At 33.2% G+C, this 15,329-nt stretch carries 14 protein-coding genes; 4 read left to right on the plus strand and 10 right to left on the minus strand.

Annotated elements, in window-relative coordinates; translation table 11 throughout:
* Window positions 1–5: 5 nt before the first annotated feature.
* From OZX61_RS11185 to OZX61_RS11200, 4 genes are all read right to left on the minus strand, one after another.
* Window positions 6–1,202, minus strand: a complete 1,197-nt coding sequence (locus OZX61_RS11185; RefSeq protein ID WP_195771532.1) for an MFS transporter — start codon at window positions 1,200–1,202, stop codon at window positions 6–8.
* An 87-nt stretch (window positions 1,203–1,289) separates the two neighbouring features.
* Window positions 1,290–1,931: a trimeric intracellular cation channel family protein gene (locus tag OZX61_RS11190; protein ID WP_195771531.1), complete on the minus strand. Its 642-nt coding sequence runs from the start codon at window positions 1,929–1,931 to the stop codon at window positions 1,290–1,292.
* Between the two features lie 88 nt (window positions 1,932–2,019).
* The gene (locus OZX61_RS11195; RefSeq protein ID WP_277094819.1) at window positions 2,020–2,490 is read right to left on the minus strand and encodes a YchJ family protein; all 471 of its coding nucleotides are present in this window, start codon (window positions 2,488–2,490) and stop codon (window positions 2,020–2,022) included.
* A gap of 57 nt (window positions 2,491–2,547) precedes the next feature.
* Window positions 2,548–4,143, minus strand: a complete 1,596-nt coding sequence (locus OZX61_RS11200; RefSeq protein ID WP_277094820.1) for a TerC family protein — start codon at window positions 4,141–4,143, stop codon at window positions 2,548–2,550.
* A 327-nt stretch (window positions 4,144–4,470) separates the two neighbouring features.
* On the opposite strand from OZX61_RS11200, the gene OZX61_RS11205 reads away from it, so the two are divergent.
* Together OZX61_RS11205 and OZX61_RS11210 are read left to right on the plus strand one after the other, a co-directional pair.
* Complete coding sequence (locus OZX61_RS11205; protein ID WP_277094821.1) at window positions 4,471–5,244, plus strand: hypothetical protein; 774 nt, start codon at window positions 4,471–4,473, stop codon at window positions 5,242–5,244.
* Between the two features lie 131 nt (window positions 5,245–5,375).
* Complete coding sequence (locus OZX61_RS11210) at window positions 5,376–5,966, plus strand: TIGR00730 family Rossman fold protein (RefSeq protein ID WP_277094822.1); 591 nt, start codon at window positions 5,376–5,378, stop codon at window positions 5,964–5,966.
* Window positions 5,967–6,062: 96 nt separating this feature from the next.
* Here the strand turns inward: OZX61_RS11210 and guaA are convergent, their stop codons facing one another.
* Window positions 6,063–7,631: a glutamine-hydrolyzing GMP synthase gene (gene guaA / locus OZX61_RS11215; RefSeq protein WP_277094823.1), complete on the minus strand. Its 1,569-nt coding sequence runs from the start codon at window positions 7,629–7,631 to the stop codon at window positions 6,063–6,065.
* 278 nt (window positions 7,632–7,909) lie between these two features.
* Here guaA and OZX61_RS11220 point away from each other — a divergent pair, with 278 nt between their 5' ends.
* Window positions 7,910–8,575 (plus strand): exopolysaccharide biosynthesis polyprenyl glycosylphosphotransferase, encoded by a 666-nt coding sequence (locus tag OZX61_RS11220; RefSeq protein ID WP_195771522.1) that lies wholly within the window; start codon window positions 7,910–7,912, stop codon window positions 8,573–8,575.
* A gap of 35 nt (window positions 8,576–8,610) precedes the next feature.
* Window positions 8,611–10,023, plus strand: a complete 1,413-nt coding sequence (locus OZX61_RS11225; protein ID WP_195771521.1) for a mannose-1-phosphate guanylyltransferase/mannose-6-phosphate isomerase — start codon at window positions 8,611–8,613, stop codon at window positions 10,021–10,023.
* Between the two features lie 28 nt (window positions 10,024–10,051).
* Here OZX61_RS11225 and OZX61_RS11230 read toward each other — a convergent pair whose 3' ends face one another.
* Genes OZX61_RS11230 through OZX61_RS11250 form a run of 5 tightly spaced genes read right to left on the minus strand, consistent with a single transcriptional unit; the run spans window position 10,052 to window position 15,322 of the window.
* The gene (locus OZX61_RS11230) at window positions 10,052–11,107 is read right to left on the minus strand and encodes a glycosyltransferase (protein WP_277094824.1); all 1,056 of its coding nucleotides are present in this window, start codon (window positions 11,105–11,107) and stop codon (window positions 10,052–10,054) included.
* Window positions 11,104–12,156 (minus strand): glycosyltransferase family 1 protein, encoded by a 1,053-nt coding sequence (locus tag OZX61_RS11235; protein WP_277094825.1) that lies wholly within the window; start codon window positions 12,154–12,156, stop codon window positions 11,104–11,106. The genes OZX61_RS11230 and OZX61_RS11235 overlap by 4 nt, the downstream gene beginning before the upstream one ends.
* Window positions 12,157–12,182: 26 nt before the next feature.
* A complete protein-coding gene (locus tag OZX61_RS11240; RefSeq protein WP_277094826.1) occupies window positions 12,183–13,316 on the minus strand; it encodes a hypothetical protein in 1,134 nt (377 codons plus the stop codon).
* 45 nt (window positions 13,317–13,361) lie between these two features.
* Window positions 13,362–14,540, minus strand: a complete 1,179-nt coding sequence (locus OZX61_RS11245) for a glycosyltransferase (protein WP_277094827.1) — start codon at window positions 14,538–14,540, stop codon at window positions 13,362–13,364.
* On the minus strand, window positions 14,540–15,322 hold the full coding sequence (locus OZX61_RS11250) for a hypothetical protein (RefSeq protein WP_277094828.1): 783 nt from the start codon (window positions 15,320–15,322) through the stop codon (window positions 14,540–14,542). The genes OZX61_RS11245 and OZX61_RS11250 overlap by 1 nt, the downstream gene beginning before the upstream one ends.
* Between the last annotated feature and the right edge of the window lie 7 nt (window positions 15,323–15,329).

Below are 15,329 nucleotides of genomic sequence, written 5' to 3' on the forward strand. Positions count from 1 at the left end.
AATGTTCAAATTGGCTTTTGCGCATTCTTATTTAAAAAATACATTAAAATGACGGCAAGTACCGTAATAACACCTGCAACACCATATAAATCTTGCATTCCAATGAGTGGAATAAGCAACCCTGCAAACGGCCCAATAAACATAAGTGCGATGTCTAAAAATGCATTATAGACACCCAGTGCCGAACCACGATTTTTTGTTTCGACTTGTTTCACAGCCTCTACACCCAAAGCAGGAAAGACCAAAGAAAAACCTGCACCAACCAAAAAAGCACCAATATATGCCATGCTAATATGCGTACTTCCCCAGATAAAGAACAAACCGATTGCCTCAACCACGAAGGAAAATAATGACACTTTAATTCCGCCAAATTTAGGAATCATTTTTCCTAAAATCAGTCGAATAAATACAAAGCCAATACTAAATACACTTAGTGCATAAGCCGCATTTGGCCAGCCTCTTTCATTAAAGTACAATGTTATAAATGTCGAAATAACACCAAAACCGACTGTTCCCAAAGCCAATGCAGCACCGAAGACCCAAACTTTAGAAGCAACTTTTAAGAAGGCTATTTTCGTATCGACTTTGACACGAATGGTAGGCTTACGGTATGCCAATAAAAAACCAATTACAGCAAGAACAAGCGTTGTCACAGCAAAAGCGTATGTTGAAAAGTGACCATTTAAATACACACCTAAAGGTGCTCCAAATGCCATTGCAGAATAAGTCGCAACACCGTTCCATGAAATGACACGCGATGTTTCCGTACGATCAACTAGGTTCATTCCCCACAACGTTGAGCCTGTACTTGCAAAACTCTCTCCTGCCCCTAAACATAAGCGCCCAAGTGCAAAGAGAATTAAACTTAAAGCAGGTTGTTTATCTATACAAAATACGGCAATAATGGAAAAAATCCCACTCATCCCACAACAACCTAACCCAATCAGTACCACCTTACGTGCACCGAGCATATCTGCAAGTTGGCCTGCTTTCGGTCGAGTTAACAACGTTGCCAAATACTGAACACTAATAATTCCGCCCGCAATAAATGAACTATATTGCAATTGTTGACTCACCAATTGGGGTAAAATTGCCAATGGTAAACCAACCGACAAATAGGCAAAAAAAGTAAATATAACAACAGAGAGAATTTTTTTATTTAATTCATATTTCGACGTATTTGATGCTATTTGAGTATCCATACCGTTCTTTTTCACTCTATGATGAAACGATTATAATTCAATCATAGAAGTAGTTTTACTTTTGGATACAAAACTACAAGGGTTTCCCTAAATATCTTTAGAAGATGCAGACTGCTCATCATCATCTTGATAAATAAATTTTGGCATTTCTAGGCCAAAATAAATTGCAATAACGCGCAAACTGAAACCAAAAACAAGCGTAGTGACCACAGTCCATTCAAGCGTTAAACCAAAATGAATACATAACCAATAACAAATTACTGAAACAAAAGAAATACTGGCATATAACTCACGACGAAACACCAAAGGCACATCGTTACATAAAATGTCACGTAAGATTCCCCCTGAAACACCAGTCATAATTCCTGCAACAGCAGACACTACAAAACCATGCCCCATTTGAATCGCAATCTGACACCCTATAATTGTGAATCCAATAAGTCCCAATGCATCTAACAATAAAAAAATTGATCGTAAATGCCTCATCCAATTTGCAATTAAAATTGTAAACAATGCAGCACAACATGTGAGTACTAAATATTCAGGATGCTTTACCCATCCTAGCGGATAATGACCAAGCAAAACATCTCTTACAGAGCCACCTCCGAGTGCTGTAACACAAGCAATTAGAATTACGCCAAACCAATCCATACTCCGCCTTCCTGCAGACAGTGCACCTGTCATTGCCTCAGCAGTAATCGCAATAATATAAATAATGGTTAGTAGCATACTCAGTTCCTTGTACGGAGCTTTTTTATTCTTTTACAGGATAATGAATTTTAAGTTTTTTTCCATAAAATCTTTCACCTTTCGACGATTAAAGATATTTCGCACAACAATGCTTAAACTTTTTATGTGAACCACAAATACATGCTTGCTTCATGGTATATGCAATCTCAACCGTAGGATCAAGAAAGTACCATGTAGACTGATGACTCACAAAAAAAGATTTTTCATGGTGTGCCTTGGTTTGGCCTTCGACCAAATAATACGCTTTAAATTCAACACTTGCATGATTTTTATCAATAGGATAGTCATAAGCAATCACATCTAAGGATTTCCAATCTGTTTCCTGACTCCATGATAGCAGATCGCCATAGACCAGATACTTTTGTTGTTCAAGCGCTGTCGTATCTATAATGTAATTTATCTGTTGTTTTACAAATGCACTATACCTCGAACGCATCAGTTGCTCTGCATTTTTTGCCTTCTGTTGTCCTAGATGCAATGGCAAACAACATTCGGTATAAAGACCTCCACCACATGGACAAGGTTGCTGATCTTCCATAAAAATAGCCCTTATAAAAGGGCTATTTTAAAAGGCATGGTTTATTTTGCAATATGACTATTCATCTTGCGTGTCAGGTGTTTCTGTTGAAACGATATGTACTTTTTCAATTTTATGACCATCCATGGTCACAATCTCAAATTGATACCCATCGGCTTGTACAACATCACCATTTTCAGGTAAACGCCCTAGATGTAATAATAAATAGCCTGAAAGTGTTGAGTATTCTTCACTATCATCAACTAAATCTTTACCTAGCAATAAAGACAAATGACGAATATCGGTAGAGCCTTCAAGAAGTAAAGAGCCATCTTCTAAGCTTTCTGCAACAGCTTCCATTTCATCTTCATCTGGAAACTCTCCTGCGATCGCTTCAAGAATATCAATCGGTGTCACTAGACCTTCGATTGAACCATACTCATTAAGTACAACAGCCATTTGCAAAGGTGCTTGACGGAGCTGTTCCATTACCATGAGTACGTGTGCATTTTCATGCACAATCATTGGTTCACGTAAGCTTTTCTCTACGTGCAATTGCTTCGTATCTACATACTCATTTAACAACTTATGAGTAGATGCAATACCTGCTAAATTGTCTAGTTCGCCATGAGCAAAAATGACACGCGAATGCGTCATTTGCATTAAACGCTCTTGTAGCTCTTCAGGTGTATCGTCTAAATCAATCCAATCAATCTCTGGACGTGGTGTCATGACAGACTTAACAGGTCTTTCAGATAAGCCTAAAACACCTTGAACCATTACACTATGGTAAGTACTGTTTTCGCCATCAAAAATTTCATCAGCCAAAGCTTTTGTTGCTAGCACATCACTTTCTGAATCCATCGTTTCTGTAGAACTATTATTTTTTGGTTTACCACCAAGCATACGCATGACAGCAGAAGCCGTTTTATAGCGTAAATCTGTTGTTGTCACCAACTTTTCTTGATTACGGCGCGTGGTTTGATTCAAGAACTCAATCATGACTGAGAAGCCAATCGCAGCGTACAAGTAGCCTTTTGGAATATGGAAACCAAAGCCTTCGACCACCAATGAGAAACCAATCATCATTAAGAAGCCAAGACAGAGCATAACTACCGTTGGATGGCGGTTAATAAAATTCATCAGTGGCTTAGATGCCCACATCATAATACCCACCGCAATCACTACGGCAATCATCATGACAGATAAATGTTTAACCATACCGACAGCAGTAATGACACTATCTAAAGAGAAAACTGCGTCTAATACAACAATTTGAGCAATCACCATCCAAAAAGCGGCATGTACAGGATTTTCTTCCTTAACTTGCATTTTTCCTTCAAGGCGTTCGTGCAATTCCATTGTTCCTTTAAACAATAAAAAGACACCACCAAAAAGTAAAATTAGATCTCGACCTGCAAATGGATGGTCAAAAATATAAAATAGTGGTTTAGTTAGCGTAATAACCCATGCAATAGATGCAAGGAGTACCATACGCATACACAGAGCAAGCGACAAACCAATTAGGCGTGCTTTACTACGTTGCTCTGGCGGTAGCTTTTCTGCCAAGATGGCAATAAAGACAAGGTTATCTATACCAAGTACAATTTCAAGAATGACAAGTGTCGCAAGTCCAACCCATGCCGAAGGATCTGACATCCATTCAAACATCATTGACTATACTCCTGCATTGATTTTCTTTTATTGTCTTGAAATGTAAAAAATGAGAAAGGCATTACCTTAAAATGGCAAGCTTCTTCTAATTGCGGCAAAAGTTTTATCGAGCGTCGACAACCCATATTCATAAAAATGTTGTTAAACCAACAATCAGTATAGGAAAGATTTTATTTAAATTCACTAATTTTTGTTACTTTTTACAAATTGAACAAAATATAATTTTTTTAAGTATTAAAACTAGTCAATAACTTTACAATCAATAACATACATTTTTTTTACTGTCTCTTTGTGATGGTATGATGAGACTTTTTCAGGGATTTCGGAATGATTACTTCCCCTAAATTTCTTCATTTTATTCTTTTTTTTATCATTTCAGTATTTGGTACAACTCAATTACATGCAGGTTCTTATCAAAATTTTAACGCCCATTATGCATGGATCAATAATTGGAATGACCCAAATCATTTAATTCGGGGTAAATTTGGTAGACAAGCAACGCCTGAGTTAGAAGTAAATTTTAATATTTCTGAAAAAGGTCTTTATGGTTATCCCGCTATTTTACGTGGTTCACACTATGGCTGGAATCCTACAGGAGATAAATTGTTTCCAACACAAGTATCCTCTTTAAAACAAATTCCGCTTAAGTTTAACTACACTACACGTGGCAATAATATGGCTGGAAATTTCGCATATGATATTTTCTTGCGCAACGATGCAAATGGTGGCCATCCTCAACTCGAAATTATGATTTGGGGTGATCATAACTCTTGGCCACTTGGGGAAAAAACTGCATCCAATGTACTCACAGAAAATGGATACACTTTTGACCTGTGGGAAGGCTACAACGCGGCTACTGGATATTATGTATATACTTTTGTCCCTTCAAATACCGTAGGTAGAAATTTAAGTCTTCCAAAAAAGGGGGCTTTAAACTTAAATGCTAAGCCATTTTTATCATGGTTAAATATGGCACGTGGTAAAGATAACCATTTTAATGATTCTATGTATATTGATGTTATCGAAGCAGGTTTTGAGGTCGTTGGCGGACAAGGTACCATAAAAATGAAAGCGACGATTGATGCACAAAAGTATCTATAGCAATTTTGACCATAAATAAATTCTGATTAGAAACCAAATAGAAAACTTCATTTCCCTACTACCTAAAAAGATACTTGTATATTTTTAGGTAGGCATGTTAAAGAGAAGATATAGATAATATGGTGAATGCTATGGATCAAGTAAAAAAACAGACAACTAGACCGCTAATCGCTTTATATTGTGGCTCTCGCTCAGGCAATAAACCTATTTATTTAGAAAGTGCGATACAACTCGCGCAAGGACTTGCAGAACATCATTTCGATCTCGTGTATGGTGGTGCAAGTATTGGGCTTATGGGACAGGTTGCCGATACGTTTATTGAATTTGGTGGCGAAACGGTAGGCGTTATTCCTGAATTCATGTTGGACTATGAGGTTGCCCACAACGAATTGACTGAATTGCATGTCGTACAAACTATGCATGAGCGTAAAGCGATGATGGCTGAGCGTGCAAGTGCTTTTATTGCTTTGCCAGGCGGGCTAGGAACATTTGAAGAAATATTAGAAGTTGCAACATGGGGACAACTTGAGCAACACCATAAACCAATGATTCTTTATAATGTTTGTGGATACTATGATGCATTAATTTCACAACTTGATCATGCTGTAAATGAAGGTTTTCTACCACCTCAACACCGAGCAAAACTGATTGTTTGCGAAAACGTGTCAGAAATTTATACAGCTTTGAATCGTCTCAATCAGCCAAAACATGTGCTTATTTAAATCGACGTTGATCACAATTTAAAAAAGACTTTATCTACAATAGTTGGGTAAAAAAAAGCAGAAGTTTAAACTTCTGCTTTTTTTAAGACGGGAATTTTATTCCCATTCGATTGTTGCAGGTGGTTTTGATGAAACATCATAAACAACACGCGATACGTCTTTAATTTCATTCATAATACGAGTTGATATCTTATCCACAAGCTCATACGGTAAATGTGCGAAACGCGCTGTCATAAAGTCAACTGTTTCTACTGCACGTAAAGCAATGACCCATGCATAACGGCGACCGTCACCCACCACACCAACCGATTTCACAGGTTGAAATACTGCAAATGCTTGTGCTGTTTTATCGTACCAACCACTGTTACGTAATTCTTGCATGAAAATATCGTCAGCTAAGCGAAGAATATCTGCATACTCTTTTTTCACTTCACCTAGAATACGAACACCTAAACCAGGGCCAGGGAATGGATGACGATAAATCATACTATGTGGTAGGCCAAGTGTTGTACCTAGTTTACGTACTTCATCTTTGAATAAATCACGTAGTGGTTCAACCAAATCAAATGCCAAGTCTTCTGGTAACCCACCTACATTGTGGTGCGATTTAATGACATGCGCTTTACCTTGCTTACTTGCAGCAGACTCAATTACATCTGGATAAATTGTTCCCTGAGCCAAGTATTTTACGCCATCAAGCTTACGTGCCTCTTCTGCAAAGACTTCAATAAACTCACGACCAATAATTTTACGTTTTGCTTCAGGGTCCACTTCGCCTGCCAATGCAGTAAGGAAACGTTCTTCTGCATTTGCACGAATGACACGAATACCCATATTCTCTGCAAACATTTGCATCACTTGCTCACCTTCATTTAGACGAAGTAAGCCGTTGTCTACAAATACACACGTGAGTTGGTCACCAATCGCTTTATGTAACAAAGCAGCAACCACAGATGAATCTACCCCACCAGAAAGGCCAAGTAATACTTTTTCGCTACCAATCTGTTGACGTAATTGTTCTACACGTAAATCGATAATATGTTCTGAAGTCCAGAGACTACGACAACCACAAATTTTATGCACAAAGTTTGATAAAATTTCTTTGCCTTTCGAGGTATGTGTCACTTCTGGATGGAACTGAATACCATAAAAACGACGTGCTTCATCACTGACCATTGCAAACGGACAGCTTGGTGTACTTGCAGTCACTTTAAAACCTTCAGGAATTTTACTAACTTTGTCACCATGACTCATCCAGACATGGAGTTGGTTTTCTTGGTCTTGTAAGTCACCAATAAGCTGGTCACGTATTAGAATGTCAACTTCTGCATAACCAAACTCATGCACAGTACCTGGCTCAACTTTGCCGCCCAACTGTTCAGACATCGTTTGTAAGCCATAGCAAATACCCAAGACAGGTACACCTAAATTAAATACTATTTCAGGTGCACGCGGACTGCCTGCTTCATGTACGCTCTCTGGGCCACCCGAAAGAATAATACCATTTGGGTTAAACGCACGAATGTCTTCTTCAGACATATCAAAAGCATACATTTCAGAATAAACGCCAGCATCACGTACGCGACGTGCAATGAGCTGACTATATTGCGAACCGAAGTCCAAAATGAGGATACGGTCTTCAGTAATTTGAGTATTGGTCGTCATGAGATTCAACTATAGAATGCTAAAGAAGAAAGATAGCGAATAATTGTATCATTTTTCAGATGCTGAGTATATGTATATGAATTGAAACAACACAGACGATTTTTCACAAGGAAACTATATTTCTCCTCTTGCTATCGTCATATAAAATAATGTACTTTTAGCGGTATCATAATTTTAGTAAATATCTAAAGAATCTGTAAGCACCAAATATGATAACTAAATTTAAGTAATAGACTTAAATTAAATTTTTAATAAATCTGGTATATCTCTAAAAAACTATGATAATAGATGCTCATAGCCAATCGCATAAGGCAAAAAATAAACTAAATAATTTAAAGTCTCCATTTACTGGAGTAAATAAAGTTATAAAGAGAACAGAAGATATCTGTATCTCGTTTGTTATTATTTTGCTGATTTCACCACTTTTATTCATTATTGCGATTGCAGTCAAAACAACCTCATCAGGCCCTATTCTTTTTAAACAAAAAAGACATGGTTTACACGGACAAATCATTGAAGTTTGGAAGTTCAGAAGTATGTCTGTCATGGAAAATGGCGATACTGTCGTTCAAGCGAAAAAAAATGACTCACGTGTCACCAAAGTAGGTGGTTTTTTAAGAAAAACATCTTTAGATGAGTTACCACAATTCTTTAATGTTCTTTTTGGTACGATGTCTATCGTTGGGCCAAGACCTCATGCAATTAGTCATAATGAATATTATGAAACATGTATACCCGATTATATGCTACGTCATATGGTCAAGCCTGGTATTACTGGTTTGGCACAAATGAAAGGTTGGCGTGGCGAAACAGATACTTTAGATAAAATGCAACAACGCGTAAATTGTGATCTTGAATACATTCAAACTTGGAGTTTATGGTTAGACATTAAATTAATTTTTCTGACCATACTCCGTGGCTTTATACAAAAGACGGCATATTAATTAATACTTGTTTTAATAAATGGAAATATGAATAAATGACTGCAAAAATAGTACCTGTTATTATGGCTGGCGGTAGCGGAACAAGACTTTGGCCATTATCTAGAGCACAACACCCTAAGCAGTTTCTAAAACTTTCACCCGATGGTTATACTCTCCTCCAAGCAACACTTCTTAGACTCAAAAATTTATCTTGTGAAGAACCTATTCTTATTTGTAATGAAGAACATCGTTTTCTTGCAGCAGAGCAAATGCGTGAAATTGGTATTTCAGCAAAAATTATTTTAGAACCTGAGGGAAAAAATACTGCCCCTGCTGTTGCACTTGCTGCCGCATACCAAAATAAAAAAGATAAAGACAGTATTTTACTTGTACTTGCTGCAGACCATGTGATTCAAAACCAAACTGCATTTGAACAAGGTATTCATCAGGCTATCGAACTTGCCAACGATAATAAGCTTGTAACTTTCGGTATTGTTCCAACGCATGCGGAAACAGGTTACGGCTATATCGAGAAAGGTGCAGAAGTACTTTCTGGTTACAGCGTTAAAAAATTCGTTGAAAAACCAAGTCTAGACGTTGCAGAACAATATTTAGCAAGTGGTCTATTCTTATGGAATAGCGGAATGTTTATGTTTAAAACAGGAATATTCTTAGAACAATTAAGCCAGCATGCGCACGATATCTATGAAACTTGTGAAAAAAGTATAGAAGACACAACATTAGACCTCGACTTTATACGAATTAACGCAGAAATCTTTAGTCAATGTCGCTCAGATTCTATTGACTATGCTGTTATGGAAAAAACACAAGATGCTGTTGTCATTCCTTTAGATGCTGCTTGGAGCGATGTTGGTTCATGGTCAGCTTTATGGGATATACAAAATAAAGATGAACATGGCAATGTTTTACATGGCGATGTGATTAGCATCGATAGCAAAAACAGTTATTGTCATAGCAATAATAAACTTGTCAGCTTACTTGGCGTCGAAAATATTATTGTAATTGAAACAAAAGATGCGGTGTTGGTTGCAGATAAATCTAAAGTACAAGATATTAAAAAAATCGTTGAGTCGTTGAAAAAAGAAAATCGAACTGAGCACTTTAACCATCGTGAAGTATATCGCCCTTGGGGTAAATACGACAGTATCGATCATTCATCTCGTTATCAAGTTAAAAGAATTACTGTAAAACCAGGTGAAAAACTTTCTATTCAGATGCATCATCATCGCTCAGAACACTGGATTGTTGTTAGTGGTACAGCAAAAATTCATAAAGGTAAAGAGAGTTTCTTACTTACCGAAAATCAATCGACCTATATTCCACTTGGTGAAATACATGCACTTGAGAATCCAGGAAAACTACCTTTGGAACTCATAGAAGTACAATCAGGTTCTTATCTTGGTGAGGATGATATCGTTCGTTTTGAAGACATTTACGGACGCTGTTAAAATTAATATAATTATTCTAGGTTAATGTTTACTTTAACCTAGAATATAATGAGAATACTTTATCAAGCATTACTTTAGTGGAAAATCTATCTTTATAATTTTTTAAACATTCATTTTCCATACTCTTTAATTTAAAGATATCCAGCTGATTTAGAATAGATACCGCTTCACTAGCACTATCCTTTTTAAATAAAAAACCATTTTTTCCATTTTCTATAATCTCAGGAAGAGATGTACAATTAGTGGCAATAACAGGCTTACCATAACTATTTGCTTCAACCGCTACCAACCCAAATGATTCCCATCGACTAGGCATTATAATCACATCTGCTTGAGTATAGTATTTTGATAATTCTTGCTTAGTTACCCATCCAATTTTTTTTACAGGAAATGAAAATATTTCATTAAGTTTTCTATCTACTACAGAATCACCGATAATAGTAAATTCAAATCTATCATCTACCAGTTTTATTATGTCAGCTAAAATATCAACACCTTTTTGATGATCCAATCTACCTACAAATAAAACTTTAATTAAATTATTTCTATAATTATTTCTTACTTTTTCAATATGAAATGGAGGTAACACTGAATTATAGATAGTAATTAATTTATTAGTAGGCATTTTATATTGTAAACTGATATTTTTTTCATATTCACTGGTACATATGACAATATCTGTATTAATCAATAATATTTTTTCTATCCAAGCATATATAGATTTCTTGATAGAAGAATTATCCATTAGAAAAGAAAAAGCATGAGGACAATAAACAATTTTGGGTTTTCTTATAAAGAAAAATAATATTATTCGACAGATCATCCCAGCAAAACTGCTATGAATATGTACAATATCAGGCTTTACAGTATTAAAATATTTAATAAAAGCTATCATAAGATAAATAAATGATTTTAAATTTCGACCTGTTCTTTCATACAAATAAAAGTTCTTTTTATTAGATATCTCAGACTCATGAGCTTCTGGTATCAAACAAAAGCTTTCAATTCTTTCATCTAATAAAAGTTGATCAATGATAGTTGCCACACCACCCTTTACTGTTTCAGCAACATGTAAAACTTTCATACTCCTAAAACCTCTTGAATAATTAAGTTCATTTTATTCGCTGATATATTCCAATCAAAACGTTTAAGATTTATATGACCACTTTCTATTAGGTGATCTTTTAAATCTTTATTATTATATATTTCCTTAATACTATTGGTCATATCATCTATACTATTGGGATTAAAATAATGTGCACTATTACCTAAAACTTCAGGGAGAGAGGCTGTATTAGATGATAAAACAGGGCATCCACATGCTTGTGCTTCTAATGGTGGAATACCAAAGCCTTCATAAAGAGAAGGAAATATAAAGAATTCAGCATATTGATAAAGATTTATTAATTCCTCATCATTAACCCTGCCAACAAAATTAATATTCTTTGTCTTTATTTCATAATTATGGCTCTTAAAAGTGCCAGACATTGAACCTATAATTTTTAAATCTAGGTTAATATTAGCCTTCTGAAAAGCTTCTATCATAGGACCGAAATTTTTATGGAGGTTAGGAGATGATACTGCTAAGGCATAACCTTTTTTTTCAGATTGATTTAATTTTTTATCATAAAACTGATCTGAAACAGCATTATATATGACATTAATAGAGGCTCTAGGTATATTGTAGTAGTTACATATATCAATCTTGGAAAACTCACTCACAGTAATTATTTTATGACTTGTTCTCAATATCATTGGAATCATAATTCTATATACAGCTCTAAACTTCCAAGAGTAACTCTGTGGATATTTGAGAAAAGTAATATCGTGAACTGTTGAAATTTTATTTTTATAGAATACAGGAGAAGTATTACATAAATTTAGTAATAATGGATTACCTACAGAGTGGAGATATCTAGGTAAGGTAATTTGTTCCCAAATAATACCATCCCCACCTTTAACTTCAATTACTTTAAAATTTTCAAGGTTATGAAGCTTTAAGATTTTTTCTTTATTGGGTACTAAAATAACTATGTCACCTCGTATTTTACTTAGTGAGTAGAGCAACTCAATTGCAAATCTTTGTACACCTGTGATATTTTGTTTTAAAAATCTACCATTTACATAAATCATAATATTCAAACTCCGAATAAATTTAATTATTTATTAAAAATACTATTCCTACAATTTATTAAAATATAGTAATATGTTAGTATAACAAAATTATCTAAAGTAAATAGTGTTACAGTCGATGTAATTAAAACTAAGACTAGAAAGTCAAAAGTTTTTACTTTTAAAGAGAAAAGTGTAATAGCTAAAAGTATAATTCCTAATAATCCAAAATCTACCCAAATTCCATTAATACCTGTATTAGGTGTAAGGTTTCTACTATTAAGATAATTATATAAAGGCTCTTCATTATTAATAGTACAATTATAGTTTTCATTACAGCCTAATAAAAAATTACCTTCTTTCATATTAAGAACCATACTAGAAGATGACAATCTATGGGCGATTGACTCATTTATATAAAAATAACCATTATGACTTATATCTAGTTTCAAGGCTAATAATATAAATAAGCTAACAACTGTTAAAATAGAAAGAAATAATGGAATTTTATTTAAAATATTTTTAAATGGGAGTAAAAAGAAAAGAAAAACTACAGACATAGATACTTTTGAGAGACTAAAAAAATAACTTGATATATATAAAACACTTTCATAAAGATTAATTTTTTTTCTTTTAGATAGAATTAATAAAACCATTATTCCTAGTAATGAAACAAAAAAACCAGCCTCTCTTGATAAACCAGCCATTCGAGGAAATAAGAAAACAACATATTGATTTACATATGCAGGGGTTGCAAAATTTTCCCCCCAAATAAATGTACCAATATTAATACCTGCTATACTTGCAGATATAGATGGATCTATATAATATAAAAAAAACTGAGCAATACAAAAAAAGCATGAAATAATGAATGCTAACTTAATCTTTGGAAAGATAACTTTATCTTGAGTACATAAGTACAATATTCCCAAGAATAATATTGATAATTTAACTGCTATAGTAATTTTAAATTCAATTAAAGCAAGAGTAATCCAAGATAAACAAATTAAAATATATTTTAATTTAACAAATTTTAGTTTTGCTAAGAACTCAAAATCGAAGAATATTAAAACTATCCAAATATATAATGTCATTCCAAAAATATATGGATTAACTGGTGTTGCTATTAATGAAATAGCTATTAGAAATCTATTAATTTCTGTAAAAATTGATTTACTCATTTATCCCAAATACTTTGTACATTCGACTTATGTCAAATTTATATATTAAGTGAAGTATTTTTCATAACTAGTTGATTTTTCTTTTAAAACTTCAACCAAATTTATGGACATAAAATCAAGAAGTTCTAAGTTATTAATAGTAGCTACTACTTTCTCAGAAAACTTAACTAAATCTTCACGCTCAAGAATAATTACACTTTCTTTTAAATAACCTAAACCTTCTATAGATTCAGGCGTTGCAATTATTGGCATACCATATGATGCAGCCTCTAGAACTTTCATTTTAATTCCAGAACCTAAAATTATAGGTGATATAAATAATCTATTTGCTAAAAACTGATTTTGTAACTCTTCATCGCTTACCTTTCCTAAGAATTTAACGTTATTAAAATAATCAATTCCTGAAGAATTATTTTTAATATCGCTAAGTTTCATTCCACAAATATTAATAGTAATATCAGGATCTAGTTTAAATAATAACTCAGATAACTTATATAGAAGCCAACTAGCGGCTTCCTGATTAGGAAAATGATGAGCAGAACCTAAGAATAGAACTGACTTATTTGTTATATTTAAATTCCACAATTTATTTTTTAAACTAATAAATTCTGGATATAACTTAGATGGCCCAAACTTAGATAAGCTACTCATATCTTTGTCTGATATAAAAATATTTTTAATAGAGTTCTTTAAAACTTTTCTTTCAAAGAAATACATTTTAATTGCATTTAAATAATAAAATGGAATTTTTATCTTTTTAGCATATTTTATTGCATCAAAACTTAGTTTACTTTCTACATTATGGCATATATATATATATTTAAAATTAAATTTTAAATTCCCACAGGAATCAATATTTTCAAAGATAAATAAGCTTTCACTATCTTTTTTATAAATATTATAAATATCTAGAATAAGCTTATTTGACCTACCAATAAATAAACTTCTTGGTATAAGAGAAAATAATATTTGATAAATAAGTGTAAATATTGAGGTAAGGCTTCGAGGATTAAACTTCGAGCATTCTTTAGGATAAACTGTATATTTTAAATTATTTGGAAAATTTAAATCCTCTAATTCATCAATATCACTATGCATATCTACAAAAAAAGCTTCAACTTCATCATATTCATTACATATTTTTTTAATATGATTATAGCTTGCAAGCCTACCACCAGACTTTCCATTATATGGTATACACCCAGAAATATAATATGCTTTCATTAAACCACCTTAAATAATATTTTCTTAATAATTCCAATGATTCTAAATATTTTAAGTGAGTTAACATCACAAATATTACCACCTAACTTTAATACATTAATAGATAATAGTTTTTCGTTTATAATACTTTTTAATTTTTTAAGTTTATTTTTACTACTACAGTTTTTGGCATTATACCAACCATCACTATCTTTAGGATACAACCAGTTATTTAAATGTTTACTTAATTTACTATCAAAATCATCAACAAATTCTATACCATTTTTATCAGATATATTTTTTACGTATTTATTCATACTATCTTCAACAGAGTCAAATTTAAAACTCTCATGTAGAATTAAACTAGAATTAATCATAAATAAGTAGCTACTAATCCAACTTTGAGTATTTATTCCTGAAAGAATAAAATTCTCTCCAAAACTATTGACATCACCACAGATACCATTAGACTTATTTTTTAAAAAAATATTAAATGCATAGGAAAATTTAAATTTCTGATACCATTTCCATTTTCTATGGTGACAGAATGTATCATTAGCAAATATAAAATAATCATCTTCATTTATTCTATGCTTTAAAGCTTTAACTGCTGAATCCCATCCAGAAAACTCGTAAGCAGAGTTATCACCAGTTATAGAATTAGGAATATGAACAGTACTATCATTATTAACTACAATTAAGTTAAAGGATCTATCTCCTATTTTTTTAGAGATATCTTTTAATTTATTAATAGCATTTTCATAATATTTATCACCATAGACTAAAAGAATATAATAAACCATTATAATA

It is taken from the genome of Acinetobacter sp. ESL0695 (assembly GCF_029392135.1).
GTDB classification, from domain to species: Bacteria; Pseudomonadota; Gammaproteobacteria; order Pseudomonadales; family Moraxellaceae; genus Acinetobacter; species Acinetobacter pollinis.

Bases quoted from the DNA above. Each gene is read 5' to 3' on its own strand.
- OZX61_RS11185 (WP_195771532.1), bottom strand. From the start codon at position 1,202: ATGGATACTCAAATAGCATCAAATACGTCGAAATATGAATTAAATAAA.
- OZX61_RS11190 (WP_195771531.1), bottom strand. From the start codon at position 1,931: ATGCTACTAACCATTATTTATATTATTGCGATTACTGCTGAGGCAATG.
- OZX61_RS11195 (WP_277094819.1), bottom strand. From the start codon at position 2,490: ATGGAAGATCAGCAACCTTGTCCATGTGGTGGAGGTCTTTATACCGAA.
- OZX61_RS11200 (WP_277094820.1), bottom strand. From the start codon at position 4,143: ATGATGTTTGAATGGATGTCAGATCCTTCGGCATGGGTTGGACTTGCG.
- OZX61_RS11205 (WP_277094821.1), top strand. From the start codon at position 4,471: ATGATTACTTCCCCTAAATTTCTTCATTTTATTCTTTTTTTTATCATT.
- OZX61_RS11210 (WP_277094822.1), top strand. From the start codon at position 5,376: ATGGATCAAGTAAAAAAACAGACAACTAGACCGCTAATCGCTTTATAT.
- guaA (WP_277094823.1), bottom strand. From the start codon at position 7,631: ATGACGACCAATACTCAAATTACTGAAGACCGTATCCTCATTTTGGAC.
- OZX61_RS11220 (WP_195771522.1), top strand. From the start codon at position 7,910: ATGATAATAGATGCTCATAGCCAATCGCATAAGGCAAAAAATAAACTA.
- OZX61_RS11225 (WP_195771521.1), top strand. From the start codon at position 8,611: ATGACTGCAAAAATAGTACCTGTTATTATGGCTGGCGGTAGCGGAACA.
- OZX61_RS11230 (WP_277094824.1), bottom strand. From the start codon at position 11,107: ATGAAAGTTTTACATGTTGCTGAAACAGTAAAGGGTGGTGTGGCAACT.
- OZX61_RS11235 (WP_277094825.1), bottom strand. From the start codon at position 12,156: ATGATTTATGTAAATGGTAGATTTTTAAAACAAAATATCACAGGTGTA.
- OZX61_RS11240 (WP_277094826.1), bottom strand. From the start codon at position 13,316: ATGAGTAAATCAATTTTTACAGAAATTAATAGATTTCTAATAGCTATT.
- OZX61_RS11245 (WP_277094827.1), bottom strand. From the start codon at position 14,540: ATGAAAGCATATTATATTTCTGGGTGTATACCATATAATGGAAAGTCT.
- OZX61_RS11250 (WP_277094828.1), bottom strand. From the start codon at position 15,322: ATGGTTTATTATATTCTTTTAGTCTATGGTGATAAATATTATGAAAAT.